This is a genomic window from Winogradskyella sp. Asnod2-B02-A (assembly GCF_045063645.1).
In the GTDB taxonomy this organism is placed as follows: domain Bacteria; phylum Bacteroidota; class Bacteroidia; order Flavobacteriales; family Flavobacteriaceae; genus Winogradskyella.
Genome location: NZ_JBEFOG010000027.1, coordinates 218,796 through 237,560 on the forward strand (window position 1 = coordinate 218,796; position 18,765 = coordinate 237,560).

The 18,765-nt window shown below is 32.2% G+C and carries 13 protein-coding genes; 8 read left to right on the forward strand and 5 right to left on the reverse strand.

Annotated features, from left to right (window positions below; all coding sequences use genetic code 11):
- Window positions 1-92 precede the first annotated feature (92 nt).
- Window positions 93-6,998, forward strand: coding sequence for a T9SS type B sorting domain-containing protein (locus ACJJVO_RS09145; protein WP_405573130.1), 6,906 nt, complete (start codon window positions 93-95; stop codon window positions 6,996-6,998).
- A 126-nt stretch (window positions 6,999-7,124) separates the two neighbouring features.
- Complete coding sequence (locus tag ACJJVO_RS09150; RefSeq protein ID WP_405573133.1) at window positions 7,125-7,868, forward strand: YoaK family protein; 744 nt, start codon at window positions 7,125-7,127, stop codon at window positions 7,866-7,868.
- A 53-nt stretch (window positions 7,869-7,921) separates the two neighbouring features.
- On the opposite strand, the gene lipB is transcribed toward ACJJVO_RS09150, so the two are convergent.
- Genes lipB through ACJJVO_RS09165 form a run of 3 tightly spaced genes read right to left on the reverse strand, consistent with a single transcriptional unit; the run spans window position 7,922 to window position 9,617 of the window.
- Window positions 7,922-8,623: a lipoyl(octanoyl) transferase LipB gene (gene lipB / locus ACJJVO_RS09155; RefSeq protein ID WP_405573135.1), complete on the reverse strand. Its 702-nt coding sequence runs from the start codon at window positions 8,621-8,623 to the stop codon at window positions 7,922-7,924.
- A complete protein-coding gene (locus ACJJVO_RS09160) occupies window positions 8,616-9,422 on the reverse strand; it encodes a hypothetical protein (protein ID WP_405573138.1) in 807 nt (268 codons plus the stop codon). Before ACJJVO_RS09160 ends, lipB begins: the two co-directional genes overlap by 8 nt.
- A gap of 36 nt (window positions 9,423-9,458) precedes the next feature.
- Complete coding sequence (locus tag ACJJVO_RS09165) at window positions 9,459-9,617, reverse strand: YqaE/Pmp3 family membrane protein (RefSeq protein WP_115817985.1); 159 nt, start codon at window positions 9,615-9,617, stop codon at window positions 9,459-9,461.
- A 132-nt stretch (window positions 9,618-9,749) separates the two neighbouring features.
- On the opposite strand from ACJJVO_RS09165, the gene ACJJVO_RS09170 reads away from it, so the two are divergent.
- The 5 genes from ACJJVO_RS09170 to ACJJVO_RS09190 all read left to right on the forward strand — a co-directional run bounded on the left by ACJJVO_RS09170 (window position 9,750) and on the right by ACJJVO_RS09190 (window position 14,832).
- Window positions 9,750-10,805 (forward strand): response regulator transcription factor, encoded by a 1,056-nt coding sequence (locus ACJJVO_RS09170; RefSeq protein WP_405573142.1) that lies wholly within the window; start codon window positions 9,750-9,752, stop codon window positions 10,803-10,805.
- A gap of 109 nt (window positions 10,806-10,914) precedes the next feature.
- Window positions 10,915-11,322, forward strand: coding sequence for a DUF1573 domain-containing protein (locus ACJJVO_RS09175; RefSeq protein WP_405573144.1), 408 nt, complete (start codon window positions 10,915-10,917; stop codon window positions 11,320-11,322).
- A 90-nt stretch (window positions 11,323-11,412) separates the two neighbouring features.
- Window positions 11,413-12,303 carry a hypothetical protein gene (locus tag ACJJVO_RS09180; protein ID WP_405573147.1) on the forward strand — a complete coding sequence of 297 codons (891 nt, stop codon included), beginning with the start codon at window positions 11,413-11,415 and terminating at the stop codon, window positions 12,301-12,303.
- 85 nt (window positions 12,304-12,388) lie between these two features.
- Window positions 12,389-14,077, forward strand: coding sequence for a lysine--tRNA ligase (lysS, locus tag ACJJVO_RS09185; protein WP_405573149.1), 1,689 nt, complete (start codon window positions 12,389-12,391; stop codon window positions 14,075-14,077).
- 8 nt (window positions 14,078-14,085) lie between these two features.
- The gene (locus ACJJVO_RS09190; RefSeq protein ID WP_405573151.1) at window positions 14,086-14,832 is read left to right on the forward strand and encodes a glycosyltransferase family A protein; all 747 of its coding nucleotides are present in this window, start codon (window positions 14,086-14,088) and stop codon (window positions 14,830-14,832) included.
- Here the strand turns inward: ACJJVO_RS09190 and ACJJVO_RS09195 are convergent, their stop codons facing one another.
- Both ACJJVO_RS09195 and ACJJVO_RS09200 read right to left on the reverse strand, forming a co-directional pair.
- Window positions 14,833-16,896, reverse strand: coding sequence for a glycosyltransferase family 9 protein (locus ACJJVO_RS09195; protein ID WP_405573153.1), 2,064 nt, complete (start codon window positions 16,894-16,896; stop codon window positions 14,833-14,835).
- Between the two features lie 31 nt (window positions 16,897-16,927).
- A complete protein-coding gene (locus ACJJVO_RS09200; RefSeq protein ID WP_405573156.1) occupies window positions 16,928-17,254 on the reverse strand; it encodes a hypothetical protein in 327 nt (108 codons plus the stop codon).
- A gap of 231 nt (window positions 17,255-17,485) precedes the next feature.
- Between ACJJVO_RS09200 and ACJJVO_RS09205 the strand changes: the two genes are divergently transcribed.
- Window positions 17,486-18,736, forward strand: coding sequence for a fibronectin type III domain-containing protein (locus ACJJVO_RS09205; RefSeq protein WP_405573159.1), 1,251 nt, complete (start codon window positions 17,486-17,488; stop codon window positions 18,734-18,736).
- The last annotated feature ends 29 nt before the right edge of the window (window positions 18,737-18,765 follow it).

Below are 18,765 nucleotides of genomic sequence, written 5' to 3' on the forward strand. Positions count from 1 at the left end.
AATTATATTTAATAACTAGAAGGTTAAAAACGGTAATAAAAGCACTATTTTTTGTAACCTTGTTTCTTACTTGTTAAATATCAACCAATTAGATGCAACCAAAGCTTTTATTGTTTTTTTTATTTTTAGTTCCCTCAGCACTAATTGCTCAAAATAGCTCACCTTTTATTGAAATTACGGATACCCAAGGACTTGATGATATATTAGTAGATTGCGACTATCCCGTTGACGCTAACAGATGCTTTATTCTAGAGGCTAATTACACAATAATAAGTGAAACAACGTCTTACGAAGTAACATCAATACCTTTTAATAATCTAACTGGCTTAACTAACGAAACTATTGTAAACATTGATGGAGACGATAAATGGAGTGCGGCTTTAGCAATTCCTTTTGATTTTTGTTTTTATACAGAAGGTTACAATGAATTACTAATTGGAGACAATGGTATTATAAGTTTCAACTCAAATGCTGCTTTAGCTGATAGTCCTTTTTTTGCTGGCACCATACCAAATACTTCAATGCCAACAAATGCCATTTTTGGCGCTTATCATGATTTAACAAACGACAATAATGTTTTTGGATGTACTGACGACCCAAATACGCCACAAAACGAATGTGGCGAAATAAAAACTTATACTACAGGCACTTCACCAACAAGAACATTTGTAATTAGTTATGAAAATTTAAATCATTTTAATTGCGAAACAAGCAGATCTACATCTCAAATTGTACTTTACGAAGGCTCAAATATTATTGAAGTTTATGTTGCAGAAAAGCCTATAAATTGTGAAACAAGTCCATCTGCATTGTATAGAAAAAATGCGTTGATAGGCATCCAAAATAGTGATGGTACAATTGCTGCCACTCCACCAAACAGAAACACAAGTATTTGGTCTGCTAGTAATGAGGCCTGGAGGTTTTCTCCAAACGGAATTCCTGTAACTTCAGTAGAATGGAGAGATGAAAGTAACGCGCTTATTTCTACTGGAGACCAAATTACTATTTGCCCAGAACAATCTACTAATTATACAGCTACTGTAACATACGATATGTGTGTTGGACCAGACATTATACTTAATGATAATATAAACATAGAGATAGATTTGCTATATCCTGTGGCTTTAGATTATGAAACCGTTGTTTGTGATATTAACAACATAGGCACAGAAATGATAGACTTAACTTCTTATGAACCAAATATCCTTGGCACACAAACAGGACTAGGAATATCTTACTATAATGCTTTAGCAGATGCGCAAACAGAAACAGCAGCTATTGCTAACCCAAATGCATATTTATTAAGCAATCCTACGGAGACAATTTTTGTAAGGTTACAACGTGGTATTGGTTGTTTTGATGTTGGAACACTTCTTTTTAATTTAGAAGAAATAGCAACATCTCAACTTTCAGAAATAATATTGTGCGATACTGATAATGATAATTCTGAAGTTATCATACTTTCAAATTACACAAACCAAATTATTGGCACGCAAACTGGAGTCAACATATCTTACCATTTAACTCAAAATGAAGCCAACGATAATACAAATCCCATCACCAATATTACCGCTTCAAATGGTGATTCTATTTTTGTTAGATTAACGCTACAGCCAGAATCTACTTGTCCTAATATTGAGGAGATTACTATAAATTTATTACCCGTACCAAATGTAGCACCAATTGAGGTTACATTATGTTCTAATATTGCTGTTTATGATTTAACTCAACACGAATCTACTGTTCAAACCAATAATACAGAAGCCCTAAATTTCTCTTATCACTTACATCAAAGTTGGGCATTAAACAATATCAACCCTTTTAATCCCTTACATACAACAAACCCTATAGATCCTGAATTTTATGTTTTAAATGGCATTTCTCGTATTTGGGTGCGCACAGTTACCAACTCTGGTTGTGTTGAAGTGTTTAATATTGATTTTAACTATATAGAAGGTGTAACCGTACAAAATGATACTCAAGTAAGTTCTGGTACTATTTTCGATTTAACAACTTCTATTACAGATATGGTAGCCGATTTAACAGGAATAACCTATCAGTTTTACGACTCACTAATTGGTGCTCAAACTCAAAATGCTATTAATCTTATTTCTGACCCCTTAAATTTTTCAGTGACAAATCCAGAAACAGAGGTCTTTGTTGTTTTTACAAATACGTCATCTGGATGCATTACAATTGGAGATATTCAGTTAGAATCTGTAAGTTTTAACGGAGCTGCAAATGGCTCTTTTCAAGTGTGTGATAGCTCCAATGATATGGAAGAATTGGTAATACTAAATGATTATGACGAAGGCTTAATCATAGGTTATGACAACGCCCAATACATGGCAGTCACGTACCACATTTTAGAAACCGAAGCAAACACTAATACAAACCCAATTACCGAGATAAATATTACAACACCAACCACCATTTATGCAAGAATTGCTTTAGTTTTTGAAGGTGCAGAAATAGATTTCACAGTAGAAGAAATCACTTTAGATTTTCAATCTACTATTCTATTAACACCTGTAACAGATGTTATTTGCGACGAATTTTATAATAATCAGGAAATACATGATTTAACACAATACGAAACCCAAATAACAACAGCACCTGGAGCTACATTTTCTTATGAATATACCAATGGATCAGCTATTAATAACCCAACAATATTTAATGTTATCGGACCAACTCAAGTCATCAATATATTTGTAACTACACCTAATGGCTGTATAACGGAAACAACAACAACTATTACATTTCACCCAGACATAACAACAGCAACAGCTACAATTGAAGCTTGCGACGCAGATAATAACAACGAAGAAGCATTTAATTTGAATGATGCTTTACCAGATATAAACGCCAACTATACCAACTACACAAATACCTTTTATCCTACTCTGCTCGAAGCACAAGTTGGTGACCCAACTACAGAAATTTTGAATCCTACAACCTATTCCGTAAATACAAATTCTTCGGTTTATGTGCGTCTTTTTAATGCTACAACAACATGTTACACTACTGCTCGAATAAACTTATCTATTATACCTGTTCCTGAAATAATTTCAAATGAAATAATTGTTTGTGATTTTGAAAATGATGCCATAGAAAACAATGTAGATTTAACCCAATTTAATTCTGAAATTTTAGGAAATCAAACAGGAGTAAATCTCACTTATTACAATTCTTTAACTAATGCCAACAGTTTCACAGACCCTATTTTAACAGCATCTATTACCAATTTAACAACTTTATATGTAAATCTTGAAGCTGCAGACAACTGTGTTATTACTGGAGACATTAACTTCAGTCTACAAGCCGCACCTATAGTTAATAATATTAGTGTTACGGTCTGTGATAATTTCACAGATGGCGAAGAGTATTATAATTTGATTTTAAGTAATCCTGATATAATTTCAGACCCTTTAAATCATAATTTCAGATATTTTAACTCAGAAATTAATGCCATTAATAATAGCAGTCCAATTTCTTCAAATTATTTAATAACAACGGTACCACAAACTATTTATGTAAGAGTTAGAAACCTAGCTACGGACTGCTTTTCTATTGCAGAAATAGATTTAGATTTCACATTTCCTGTTGCTGTTCAAGATACAGAATTATCAGAATGTGATGATGATTTTAATCTTACTGAAGAATTTGATTTAACAATGGCAATACCAGATATGCTAGCCGACACAACTGGGCTAGACATTACCTATTATTCTGATGAAATTGGTGCACAAACGGCAAACCCATCGTTTCTTATTTCAACACCACAAAATCACAATACAGCTTCGGAAACAGATAACGTTTTTGTGAGATTTGATGATGTTACAAGGGGCTGTTTTTCTATTGGTAAAGTTGTTTTAAAAGCATTAGCAACTCCTAAGCTAGTTGATAGCAACTACTCCATTTGCGATACTGATTTTGATGGACTTTATACCTTAAATTTAAATGATTTAAATCCTTTAATCATTCAAGATCAAACAGGTTTAGTATTTACCTATTACACCAATCTAGCTGATGCAGAAAACGAGGACAATGCCATTAACAACACCTCTGATTACACCATTCCAAACGACAATCACACTATTTACATACACGTTATAAATCCGTTTGGCTGTGTATCTATTGCTACAGTTAACATCACTATAAGAAGCTCTGCAACTGTTGAAATACCTACTGATGTTTTAGAAGTTTGTGACAACGATTTAAATACCTATGCCTTTTTTGATTTAACTACTTTTGAAAGCCAGTTAACGACAGAACCAAATGCCACTTTTAAGTATTTCAATTCAGAAAATGATGCCCATTTAGAACAAAACGAAATATTAAACCCTACAAATCATGAAAATGTAAATCCAAATTCACAAACCATTTTTGTTAGAGTTTCTGCACCAGATAAGTGTGATAATATAACTTCATTTAATATTGAAACCATTCATATTACACCTCCTTCACTTACCGAAGCTACATTTTGTGCAGGCAGCTCTGTTATTTTAGATGTTGGTTCAAATTATGTCACTTACAACTGGAATACCTCTGAAAACACACAAAGTATTGAAGTTAGCTCAGCCGGAACGTATAGTATTACACTAATAGATAGCAATGGTTGTACAGATACTTTTAATATTGTAGTTACAGAACTTCCACTTCCAGATGTAGTTTCTACTGCAATTACAGAATGTGATTACACCGGAATAGCAGATGGCTTCATGGAATTTAATCTTAATGATTACGACAACCAATTAACAAACAGTAACTCTAACGTTACAACGCATTTCTATTTATCACAAGCCGATTTAAACGCAAACGTTAATGAACAAAATTCAACATTTACAAATACCACCAACCCTCAAACCTTATTTGTAAAAATTGTAGATAATACAACACAGTGTTACAACTCTACAACACTTATAATCAATAGTAACTACAGTGTTGTTTCTTCGAATACTTATGAAATTTGCGACACAGATTTCGATGGTAATTACACCTTCAACCTTACGGAATTAAACAGTTTGGTTGTATCTGATGTTACAGACTTAAATTTTCAATATTATACGTCTCAAACAAATGCTGAAACTCAAAATGAATCTATAACAGGAGATTACACCATACCAAATAATAATCACAGTGTTTTTGTTAGAGTTGAAAACAGTTTTGGCTGTGTCTACATTACCTCAGTTTTGGTGAGCTATAGAGCTGATGCTATTGTGAATAATATCACTGATATTTTGAAAGCTTGTGATGATGACTTGGATACATTCACTGCTTTCGATTTAACATCTTTTGAAAACATGGTTTCTTCAGAAACTGATGCTATGTACCGCTATTTTAACTCCGAAATCAATGCTCAGTTAGAACAAAACGAAATATTAAATCCTACTACATATCAAAATACAATCCCAAATTCGCAAACTATTTTTGTTAGAGTTTCTGCGCCAGACAAATGTGACAATATAACTTCATTTGGTATTGAAACCATACATATTACTCCTCCTACGCTTACCGAAGCTACATTTTGTGCAGGAACCTCAGTCATTTTAGATGTTGGTTCTGATTATACCACTTATAATTGGAGCACCTCTGAAAACACTCAGAGTATTGAAGTTAGCTCAGCAGGCACGTATAGCATTACATTGGTAGACAGCAATGGCTGTACAGATACTTTTATTATTGAAGTTACAGAATTACCACTTCCCGAAGCTTACAATTTGGATGTTTTATTATGTGACACTTACGGAACAGATGACGGTTTTATGTATTTTAACCTTAATGATTACAACGATCAATTAACGGGAAACAACACCAATGTTACCACTTATTTCTTCCTATCTCTTGATGATTTAGAAGCACATTCTAATGCCCAAAACCCAACATTTATAAATAACTCTAATCCTGAGACACTTTTTGTAAAAATTGAAGATAATACCACACTATGTTACAGTATTGCGGAACTTACTTTAGAAAGTAGTTTTATTCATTCTAATACAGCAATGCTTGAACTTTGTGATGAGTTAAATTCTGAAAACGGTCTAAATACGTTTGATTTAGCATTAGCAAACCCACAAGTCATTTCTGGATTACCTGCAAATACTGAAGTTATGTATTATGAAACATACACTGATGCAGAATTGCAACAAAATCCATTAAATTCAGATTACACAAATACAGAACCATATTATCAAATTATTTTTTCGAGAGTTAATAATGATTTTGGATGTTTCTCAATTGAAGAAGTCACGCTAATTGTTAACCCACTTCCTAATATTGAAAATGATGAAACCGTAATTTATTGTCTAAATTCTTATCCTAATACAATAACACTTTATGGTGGCATCATAGGAGATTCACCTAGTAACTACTATTATGATTGGAATACCAATGAGAACACGTCTACTATTGAAATAAACGAAATTGGCATTTACTCGGTTACAATAACGGACACTGATGGTTGTTCTAAAATTAGAAATATTACGGTTGTTCCATCTAATAGCGCAACCATTGATCGTATTGATATTGTTGATGCAACCGAAATAAATACCATCACCATTCATGTTCTTGGTGAAGGCCATTATGAATATGCCTTAGACGACGAATATGGTCTTTACCAAGACAGTAATATTTTCACCAATATACGTGGAGGATTACACACAGTTTATGTGAGAGACAAAAACGAATGTGGTATTGTAAGCGAAATTATCTCAGTAATTAGCATACCTAAATTCTTCACACCAAATAACGACACAGTTAATGACTATTGGATTCCTAATGGTATGTCAAGAAATTTCCAAAGGAATACAACTTTACAAATCTATAATCGTTATGGTAAACTATTAATACAGTTAGACCCGTTTGGATCTGGATGGAATGGTTTGTATAATGGAAATTTATTACCAACATCTGATTATTGGTATACTTTAAAATTCACTGAAATTTTCAGTGAAAAACATAGGGTTTTACAAGGTCATTTTACCTTAAAACGATAAACTCAATAATAACTTAAGAGAAGTATTGAATACAATGATTTAAAAAATTAAATTTACTTAGTTAAACTTTTAAGTAATCTTAGTTTTACTTTTCATCATATATTATTCAAATAATTTGAACACAAAATGTTTAGACACCAAGGCAAGAGCAGAACATTAAAACACAATCTGCGAATCGCTACCATTTTGTCCTTTGTTGCTGGTATTGTAAATGTCACAGGTTTTTTAGCTTTTGGCCAACTAACAACTAATGTCACTGGTCATTTTGCACTTTTTATAAGTGATGTTGCCAATTTTGAATTTTGGAAAGGCACTGTTTATTTTCTTTATATTTTTTCCTTTCTGTTTGGTTCATTTTTTTCAAGTTTCCTGATTGAGAAATTTAGGGGAAATAAAAAACTCAATGTTTTTGTCTTCCCAACACTTATTGAATGCGCCATTTTAACTTCAATTGCAATCCTAAGCAATACCGTTGAAATAAAACAGCCAGACGTCATTATATGTGCTCTTCTATTTGCGATGGGACTTCAAAATTCACTTGTTACAAAAATCTCTGATGCTGTTGTAAGGACTACACATTTAACAGGGTTGTTTACCGATTTAGGTATTGAATTATCACAACTATTCTTCCCAAAGCATCATCCAAACAGACAACACATAAAAGCAACAATTAAACTGAGAATTTTTATAATTTGTTTCTTCTTTCTTGGAGGATTAATTGGTGGATTTCTTTATTCGAGGATAAACTTAAGATTAAACACGTTACTCTTTGGTGCACTTATTTTAATAATAAGCCTATTTTATGACGATGTGAGGTATAGTTTAATACGATCTAAAAGAAAATATACACAGAGAAAACAAAGCAAATAATCACTCCGTAAAAAGACAACTTGCTAAATCAATAGAACTAAAATTAAGTTTAGCTACTTCACAAATTGAGCCTCAAACAAAGCTGAAAAATGCTTTAAAATTATCTTTTTAACCTCAGCTTCATCAACTACATCCATACCCAATTCATTATTTAAAGTAGTCACTGCTTTACCACGAATACCACAAGGAATAATATGGTCAAAATAGCCCAAATCTGCATTAACATTTAAGGCAAAACCATGCATGGTTACCCAACGACTCGCTCGTACTCCCATAGCACAAATTTTTCGTGCAAATGGTGTTCCTACATCTAACCAAACACCTGTTTCACCAGGACTTCGCTCTGTTTTTAAACCATATTCTGCTAGAGTGAGAATAATGACCTCTTCTAAGAAACGTAAGTATTTATGTATATCTGTAAAGAAATTATCTAAATCTAAAATAGGATAACCAACAATTTGCCCTGGACCATGATATGTAATATCACCACCTCTGTTTATTTTATAAAATTTAGCTTTTTTTTCAACCAATTGTGTTTCCGAAAGCAATAAATTAGATACATCTCCACTCTTACCCAAAGTGTAAACATGAGGATGTTCTACAAACAGAAAATGATTATTGGTTTCTAAACCTGCATCCTCTCTTCTATTCTTAATCTTAGTATCTAAAATAGCTTTAAAAAGTGTCTCTTGGTAATCCCAAGTATCTTTAAAATCTTTGCTCCCTAGATCTTGTAGTTGTATGGTTTTATTCATTTACAAACTCAACATTCACATCCAATAATTTTGGATTTTTAAGATATTCTATCCAATTCGTTTTATAAGTCACGGTTTTTCTATCCTTAGAAAATTCTGCACCTTCTACAGAAATGGTTTTTATTGCTTTTGGGAACGTTAATTTTACTGTATAAAAAGCATTTTCAAAATACTCAATAAACTCTTGATTACTTTCATTAGTTTCATCAAATAATTCAGTCATAGCTTCTTCAGCCTGCTCTTCTGAAATATTGAGTTTAGTCACTCTAGAAAAATTATTTTCAGTAAGAATATATCCTGTTTTATTATCATCACTACCAAAGAAATTACCTAGTGGTGAGTTTTCTTTCATTGAACCAACCTGATCACCTTGAGAATTTAAACTTTGTACTTTCTTTATCTTTTCATTAATATCTTTTAAATCATCTATAGAATTAAAATTAAGACCTATTCCCATATCCATAATACCGGCATCTTCATCCATTTTCATTTTCATAAACATATCCTTCACGGCTTCCATCGCTATACGCTTCTCTTCAGGTAACGCTGCAACACTATCTTTATATGTTTCCATGATATCCGCAAACACCATAGTCGTATCCATAACTTCTCCCCCTTTTTTCTTGTCAGAATCAGAATCTTCTCCTCCCATAGCAGCCGTCATGGTTTTCATTGCTTCACCCATTTCATAAGTGACTAAAAACTGTCCTGAACCATTTTCATTAAAAACAATAGATTCTGTAACATTACAACTTGTAAAAGAACAAATGATTGCGAATAGTAGAATAATTTTTTTCATATATAATATATTAATTAGGTAGACAAAGATAAGAATTTATCGTTCAGGATTATTTAATATAATCAATGCAGCAATAACACCTGGTACCCAACCACAAAGCCACAATAAAAAAGTAATTAAAATAGAGCCACAACCTTTGTCTAAGACAGCTAAAGGTGGACAAATTATAGAAAGAATTACACGCCAGAAGTTCATATTTTGTTTTATAATTAAATAAATCTTTAAAATTGATTTGATCTATTTATAGGACGTAATTTGATATAAAATGTTACATTTTTTGTGAATTCAACGTATTGAAATCAAAATAAAATTATGTAGTTTCGTTTTATGCGAATAAAAATTCTTTTCGTCTTTTTAGTTATTTCTTCAGTTTGTAAAGCTCAATATTCTTTTTCGGGTTACACAAATCCAGAAGAAGGAAATAGAGCAGTATATCTTTCTATAGTTGAGGATTACCGAAAAATGACTGGTGTTTATTCCGAACAAATTATCGCTAAAACAAGTGCTGATACTACAGGCTACTTTGAGTTTAGAGGCAATATGTTAGATACTGAAAACCGTATTTATCGCATTCATATTGATCGTTGCTCGGACATTCAACAAGACGTTAATCACTTTAATGGTTATTGTGCAGATAGTGAAGCACTTCTTTTCATTGCTAAAAACACAGATACTTTAAAGCTGCCTTTTTCATTTGGAAAGCAAATATTTTGCCGTGTAGAATCTAACAACCCTAAAGCCAATGCATTTGTAAAAATAGATTCTCTAAAAAACGATATGCGTTTTGCATATGGTGAATTTAGAAGTGAAGCTAACCGCAAATTGAATAACAAAAAATGGTTTAAAACCCTTCAGTATTTTGGAGAAGCTTTAGACGAGCCCTTAGCAGAACTTTATATCTACACCTATTTATCGGATAGAAGCAGTGATTTACACAGCTATTACGTTGAAGACCTAAAGAATAATGACTACTACAACAATTTAAAAACACGTTTAGAAAACAGCTACCCAAGCGCTCCTTATACCAATCAATACAATAACGAATTGAATGCAGATCGCTATATGTTAGACTCCTCAGATGGACAAACAACTTCAAATTGGTATATCCTCCTCTATGCTATTTTGGCGCTTTCTGTTTTACTCAATCTATTCTTTGTTTATCAATTCTGGATGAAAAACGCTTCTAAAATTGAAGATTTAAAAGCTAAACTATCTAAACAAGAACAAGTGGTTTTAGAACATTTATTAATGGACAAAACCAATAAAGACATTGCAGAAGCTCTTTTTTTGAGTGTAAGCACAGTAAAATCTCACACAAACAACATCTACAAGAAGTTAAATGTGCAATCTAGAGATGATGCAAAATCACTATTTATCAAGTAGTTAAAAAATTCAACCTAGGTACTAGTACCTATTTCCAACCTCCAATTTTTAAAATTAACATCTTAATACTTGATGTTTGCTTTCATATTAATCATTTAAAATATTTATTATGAAACAAACATTAAACATTGCAATCCTTTTAGTTTTAACGCTAAGTTTTTTTAGTGCTGCACCAACCGAATTTGATAAATACGACACCAAAGTTGCGGTAATGAAATTTAAAACTGAAGTTATAGACTATGGAACTATTTCACAAAACTCCGAAGGCAAACGACTATTTACTTTTACCAATAAAGGAGACGCTCCTCTATTAATTACCAATGTAAAAACGAGTTGTGGTTGTACGGTGCCTAGTTACTCAAAAGCACCAATTTTACCAGGTGACATAGGTGAATTAGAAATTAAGTACGATACTAAAAGACTAGGTGCTTTTACAAAAACAATAACCGTTATGTCTAATGCTGAAGGAGGAAATAAAATCTTAAAAATAAAAGGTAATATTATTGCTTCAAAATAATATGAATTGTCATTCTAGAATCCAATAATAAGAATTTAGAATGACATTCTTTTTTTACCCATAAATTTAATAATCAATCAATTCATCAAAATGAAAACGAACATTTTAACCATCATAGTCACAATCCTCTGTGCATATCAAATCAATGCACAACAACTCAATCAAGAAATTATAGAAGAAGGCGAAACACCTTTTTTACTAGGAAAAATAGATAAAACTGGTCTAGAAAGTGAACATTATAAATCTTGGTTTATTACTAATCACTCTGATTATGAAACTAATCTAGAATTAATAAATGCTATTTCTTCGGAATTAAAAAATTATACCATTACCCTATTTATGGGAACTTGGTGTGGAGACAGTAAGCAAGAAGTCCCTAAACTTTACAAAGTATTAGAAGCATCTAATTTTCCGATGGAACAATTAACCGTCATAGCTCTTAGCAGAAAACCTAACATGTATAAACAAAGTCCGCAACATGAAGAAGCAGGCTTAAATATTCACAGAGTACCAACTGTTATTTTTTATAAAGACGGAAAAGAGGTAAACCGTATTGTAGAGCATCCTATTGGTACTTTTGAAGAAGATATTCAGAATATAATTACAATCAATGACTATAAATCTAACTATCAGATTGTAACAGTTGCAAACAATATTCTAAAGAAAAAAGGAGCAAAAGGGCTAAAGCGTAAAGAGAAAAAACTATTAAAAACGTTTAAAAATGAAGTCCCAAGCATGTATGAACTAAATACTTTTGGCAGAATTTTATACGGAACAGAAAGAATCGATGAAGCTATTGCTGTATTTACATTGAATACTAAGTTGTTTCCAGACCAGCCAAGAACATTCATGAGTTTAGCAAATACACTTGGTATTTCTAGCAAAAAACAAGAAGCTATAGAAGTCTTAGAAGACGCCATAAAACGGCATCCTGATAATGAGGATTTAAAAGAAAATTTAGAGCTTATAAAATCAAACTAAAAAGGTGTTCTCTAATTTTTGTAAAAAGTGTAATTTTGCGTCTGCTTATTTATAAAAACAAATAAGCCTATAAAAATAAATAAGAATGCAACTTTCAGAACAAGAATTGGTAAGACGCCAAAAGTTAGAAAAGCTTAGAGCTTTAGGGATTAACCCTTATCCAGCGGATTTATTTCCCGTTAATCATACTTCTAAACAGATAAAATCTGACTTTGAAGAAGGTAAACAGGTTATTATTGCTGGTCGTTTAATGGCAATTAACATTCAAGGAAAAGCGTCTTTTGCACAATTGCAAGATAGTGAAGGTCGTATTCAAGTCTATTTTAATAGAGATGAAATTTGTACAGGAGAAGACAAATCATTGTACAATGATGTCTTCAAGAAATTACTAGACTTAGGTGATTTTGTTGGTATAGAAGGGACTCTTTTTACGACTCAAGTTGGTGAAAAGACCGTAATGGTAAAAGATTTTAAATTATTAAGTAAAGCTTTAAAACCCTTACCAATACCAAAGCAAAAGGATGGAAAAACGTATGATGCCTTTACAGATCCAGAAATGCGTTACAGACAACGCTATGCAGATTTAGTGGTGAATCCACACGTTAAAGAAGTATTTGTAAAGCGTACCAAACTTTTTAATGCGATGCGTCAGTTTTTTAATGATGCTGGTTATTTTGAAGTAGAAACTCCAGTTTTACAACCTATTCCTGGAGGAGCAGCTGCACGTCCATTTATTACACACCATAACAGTTTAGACATTCCATTATATATGAGAATTGCTAACGAATTATACTTAAAACGATTAATCGTTGGTGGTTTTGATGGTGTTTATGAGTTTTCTAAAAACTTCAGAAATGAAGGTATGGACAGAACTCATAATCCGGAATTTACCGCTATGGAAATCTATGTATCATACAAAGATTACAATTGGATGATGGATTTCTGTGAGAAATTACTAGAACATTGTGCACTAGCTGTTAATGGAACATCTGAAGCGACTTTTGGTGAACATAAAATCAATTTTAAAGCACCTTATAAGCGTATCACCATGCGCGATTCTATTTTAGAATTCACAGGTTTTGATATTTATAATAAGTCTGAAGACGAAATAAGAGCGGCTGCAAAAGGCATGCATATTGAAGTTGATGAGACCATGGGTAAAGGAAAGTTAATTGATGAGATTTTTGGTGAAAAATGTGAAGGGAATTATATCCAACCAACATTCATTACCGACTATCCTAAAGAAATGAGTCCTTTGTGTAAAGAACACAGAGAAAACCCAGAATTAACTGAGCGTTTTGAATTAATGGTTTGCGGTAAAGAAGTTGCCAATGCCTATTCAGAATTAAATGACCCAATTGATCAACGCGAGCGTTTTGAGCACCAATTAAAATTAGCTCAAAAAGGGGATGACGAAGCAACAGAATTTATAGATCACGATTTTTTACGTGCACTAGAATACGGAATGCCTCCTACATCTGGAATGGGAATTGGTATGGACCGTTTAATTATGTTCTTAACTAACAATCAAAGTATACAAGAAGTTTTATTCTTCCCTCAAATGCGACCAGAGAAGAAGAAAGTAGACCTTAGTGATAATGAAAAAGCAATTTTAGAAGTTCTAAAAGTTGAAAAACGCATGGATTTAACCGTTCTAAAATCTAAATCTGGTTTAAGTAATAAAGGTTGGGATAAAGGCATTAAAGGTTTAAGCAAACATGGTCTAACAAAGGTTGAAAAAACTGATGATGGTTTGTTTGTTGAAATGGTTTAAATTTAACCATGCTTAAATATCAACAGATAAAACTCACATATGTTGTTCCTGTTTATTTAGAACACAATCTTAATGGTTTATATGCTCTTTTAAATATATATAGAGCATATAAACCATATCTTTTAAGACATATTCATTTTATTTTTATTAACGACTGTTCTCCTGTAGAGATTACAATTCCTGAAGATTGCTCGCTTAACTATACGTTAGTTAAAATCACTACTGATATTAAATGGAATCAAGGTGGTGCCAGAAATTTAGGCGTTCATTTGTCTAAATCTCAAAAACTGATTGTCACGGATTTAGACCATATTTTCCCTGAAGCAGTTTTACAATTTCTAATTGCATATAAAATTCCAGATCATATTTATAAATTTCTCAGAAAAAGAGATAATGCTGAAAACAAGACACATTTCAATACATTTTTCTTGAGTAAAAGCACCTATTTTAAATCATTAGGCATTGATGAAGAATTTTGTGGACATTACGGACACGAAGACACATTCTTTATTGATTTCCAAAAGCGTTTAGGCACTAAAATATCTGTTTTTAATAACAAAACTATTTATAGCCATGAACACAAAATTTCTGATAATCCACATCATAATCTTATTAGAAACACAAAACCTACAGAAGATTTATACAAAGCAAAAAAACGTATTTTATTAGATAAAAATAGAGACCCTTTTGAAGCTCATAGTCGTCTTTTCTTAAATTTTGAATGGCATATTGTGAAAGAGCAAATTTCGTTATAATTAAACAGGCAAACAAAACACAAGCTGCTCTTCAATTAAAGTATTAATTAAAATGTTTAAGTTATCCGTAGGAATAGAATCAACAAAAACATCATTCTGCACCAACTCTGTAAAATATAAACGCTCAGCTTTATCCTTAAACTCTAAAAATAATTGCTTGTCTTTAGAAGTGATTCTAAATCCTTCTGATTCAGATTTTACTTGATATTCAGGATTAAAAATTAATTTCTCTCTACCCTCTCCCATAATATCACTTTTTTGTATCAATTTATAAACAGCAGCTAAAGCCGTTTGAATAGATATTGAAGTTAAACAAATACGATGCTCACAATTTGTTGCAATATCGTACTTACAAGTAATATTACAATTGCCAGGTTTACCCCAAATAATTTCTTTATGTTCTGAAAGTGCCGACCACGATCCTGGACCTGTAAGTCCATGAAAAGATAGAAATGGCACATTAAACACACCTGCAAAATGCGTTATACCAGAATCATTACCAATATGAAATGATGATCCTTTTAAACAAGCTTCCACAGCATCAAGATTACCAGTTTCTACTGTTACTCGCTCTATATTTTTAAAATGAAATGATTCAGGATCATTTGGCCCCAAAATAACCGTACATGTATAATTTTTAAATCGCTCTAAAATTAACTTTATAAGTTCTACATAGCGATTTGTTGGCCACCATTTTGGTTTAAAACCTGCTCCTGGATGCACCGTAAAATAAGGTTCATCTATATTGACCTCAGCCGCAAAATAAGGGTAGCCGTTATAGTTTGTATCTACTTCTTTATGCAAAGTGGCAATAGCATCTATGTAATGTTTAAGCGCGTGCTGTCTTAATTTATTATGTGTTGCATAATCAATAACGCCTTCATTGCGATAGCGACGACTCTTAGGGTAATTCCCTAGATTAATAACTTTATCAAATTGACTTGTATCACTATTTTCAATATCAGAAATAGCCATAAGATGAAATCCATTGGTATGTTTTTCAAAAACATTAAGTAACCCTTTTGGAATCGCTAGCGTAACCTCTTCTGAAACTTCTTTTAACTTATTTAAAGCAGGAATAGCAATAAACTGATCACCAAGTCCACCATAACTTTTATACACGAGGACGTGCTTAAATTTAGCTTGTTTTTGTTTTGTTTTTGAAAGTGCTTCTAAAACAGATTCCCAAAAGAAACTTGGAGCATTTGCCATATCTTCTCTTGCTCTTTCAATATCATTAGGGTAAAAATCATAAGAAAATGTACCTACTCTATCATTAGATACTATAGAATTCCCAGACAAAAAAGCTTCAGCAGCCACACGTCCAGATGGTTCTGGCCAAAGTGGTTTAAAAAAGAAATATTCAGCTTTTGCAAACGCTTCTAAAACCTTTTTATTTGGTACTTTGTCTGTAATTGTTATATTTTTCGGAAGTGTTCTTCTTAATCTATTCTTTCCAAAAACTTTAAATTTTAATTCAGGATGAGAAATAGCATAATTTATTAATTTATGCCCACCTTTTACTTGGTTTAAGCTCCCAATAAAAACGACTTCGTCTTTATTTTTATTTGAAGAGGTCTTTATATTTTCAACATTAATTGGAGGAGGAAGAACAATATGTTTAGTTACAGCTTCGCCATACAACTTTTTATGATAATCATAGTGCATTGGTGACTGAAACACATTAAGCAAAGCATCGGCAAAAAGGTTTCTATAATTGTGAAAGCGATTAGTATCACAACAATTTTTAACTTTAGACTCTACCATACATAGCAAACTTCGCTTAGCACAAAGGCCATAATCGTGTTCCCACTTTATATAAGGTAACTGTTGAGATCGTAAAAATGCAATAAGTTCAAACTCATATTTGCATCTTACCAAATTGTTTAGAATGGTTATGTCGCTAGTTGCGATTATGGATTTAGTACGTTCAAAATCTCGTAAATTATCATAGACAACTTCATAGCCTAATGCAAGCCCTTTGTCAATAATTTTCTTATTAGACAATTCTGCACCACCAATAAAGTCCATTCCTACATCGTGTAAAAATGCAACTTTTAACATAAAATAAATTTAGAATGAATTGTTGTAGCTATTAATAGCCATCATCGTAATAACCATCATCGTAATAACCATCATCATAATAGCCATCATCATAATAGCCATCATCATAATAGCCATCATCATAATAACCATCATCATAATAACCATCATCGTAGTAACCATCATCGTAATAACCATCATCGTAGTAACCATCATCGTAGTAACCATCATCATAGTAGCCATCATCGTAATAACCATCTGTGAAACTATCATCAGAATCGTCTGTAGAACATGAGTTAAGAGATATTCCGGTTAACGCAATAGTTGAAGTAACTAATAATGCTTTACCGCCTTTTTTTAAGAAATTTCTTCTATCCATAGCTTAGGTCTAGTTAATTATTTGATAAATATACTATTTTTATTTTAACAAAAAACAGCATTGAGTTAAAGCCTTAATTAATAGATTTTTACCATATTTCAAAGCTCCTTAAATAATATAAAAAGCTTACTCTTCTTGAAAATTTTCAAGCTAAAGTCATGAAAAAATAGATAGTTAATACATTTTTAGTATTTTCACAACTGCTATGTCTAAAGAAACACATCATTTATTATGAAAAAGCTATTTATTTTATGTTTTACTCTATTTACTGCTTTTTCTTGCTCAGATGATGCAGATGATTTTATTGCCGTTTGTGATAGTGTAACAAATATTTCTTCACATACAATTACTAGTAATTCCGCGACAATTACATGGAATGCCGTTAATGCTTCTGCAGAATACTCTATAGAATATGGTATTACAGGATTTACATTAGGTAATGGCACAACGATTTCTGAAGCAGACACAGACCTTGAACTCACCAATTTAATAGCTAATACAACTTACGACATATATATCCAAACGCTTTGTGACGCCAATAATATGAGCTTATACTCTAATGTGTACAGCTTTACAACTTCAGTACCAAATGTCGCTGCAGAATTTAAAACCAACCTATCTGAGTTAAATTTATTTTCAGGTAATTTGAATGAATTAATGATTACATCAAAAGCATTTGAGTACGACCTTAACACCAGATTGTTTTCAGACTATGCTCACAAACAACGTATTATCGCCTTACCAGAAGGAACTAGTATGGAATATGATGGAGATGGATTGCCTATCTTTCCTGACAATACTGTCATTGCCAAAACCTTTTATTTCAACATTGATGATCGCGATTTATCTTTGGGAAAAACAATTATTGAAACACGAGTTTTAATTAAATTAAACGGCCTTTGGGAAACAGGTGATTATAAATGGAACAGCGAACAGACAGATGCTGTTTTAGATCTAGAAGGAAGCTCATTACCTGTAACTTGGATTGATACCGAAGGTAACAGCAACTCTTCTACTTTTCAAATACCCTCTAACACAGATTGTTTTACATGTCATAGTAATAATGATAACATTATACCAATAGGTCCAAAATTGAGATCTATGAATTTTGAAATTAATGGAGTTAATCAATTGGAACAATTTATAGCCAATCAAACTTTAACTGGTTTATCTAATAGTGCTTCTGTAAGAAGTCTAGCAAATTGGCAAGACACATCGCTTCCTTTAGAAACCAGAGTAAGAGCCTATATGGATATTAACTGCGCGCATTGTCATATTCCTGGCGGATCATGTGCGGATCAATCGACCTTAAACCTCGCACTCGAAACTCCTTTAGAGGAAAGTAATATCCCAGAACAAAGTGTACTCATTGATTATAGAGTTTCTTTTTATTTAGATGGTATAAGTATGCCATTTATTGGCACCACCATGCGACACGTTGAAGGATTAGACCTCATCCAAGAGTACATGAATACCTTTTAATTATCACGTTAAAAAAATACTAAAGTCGG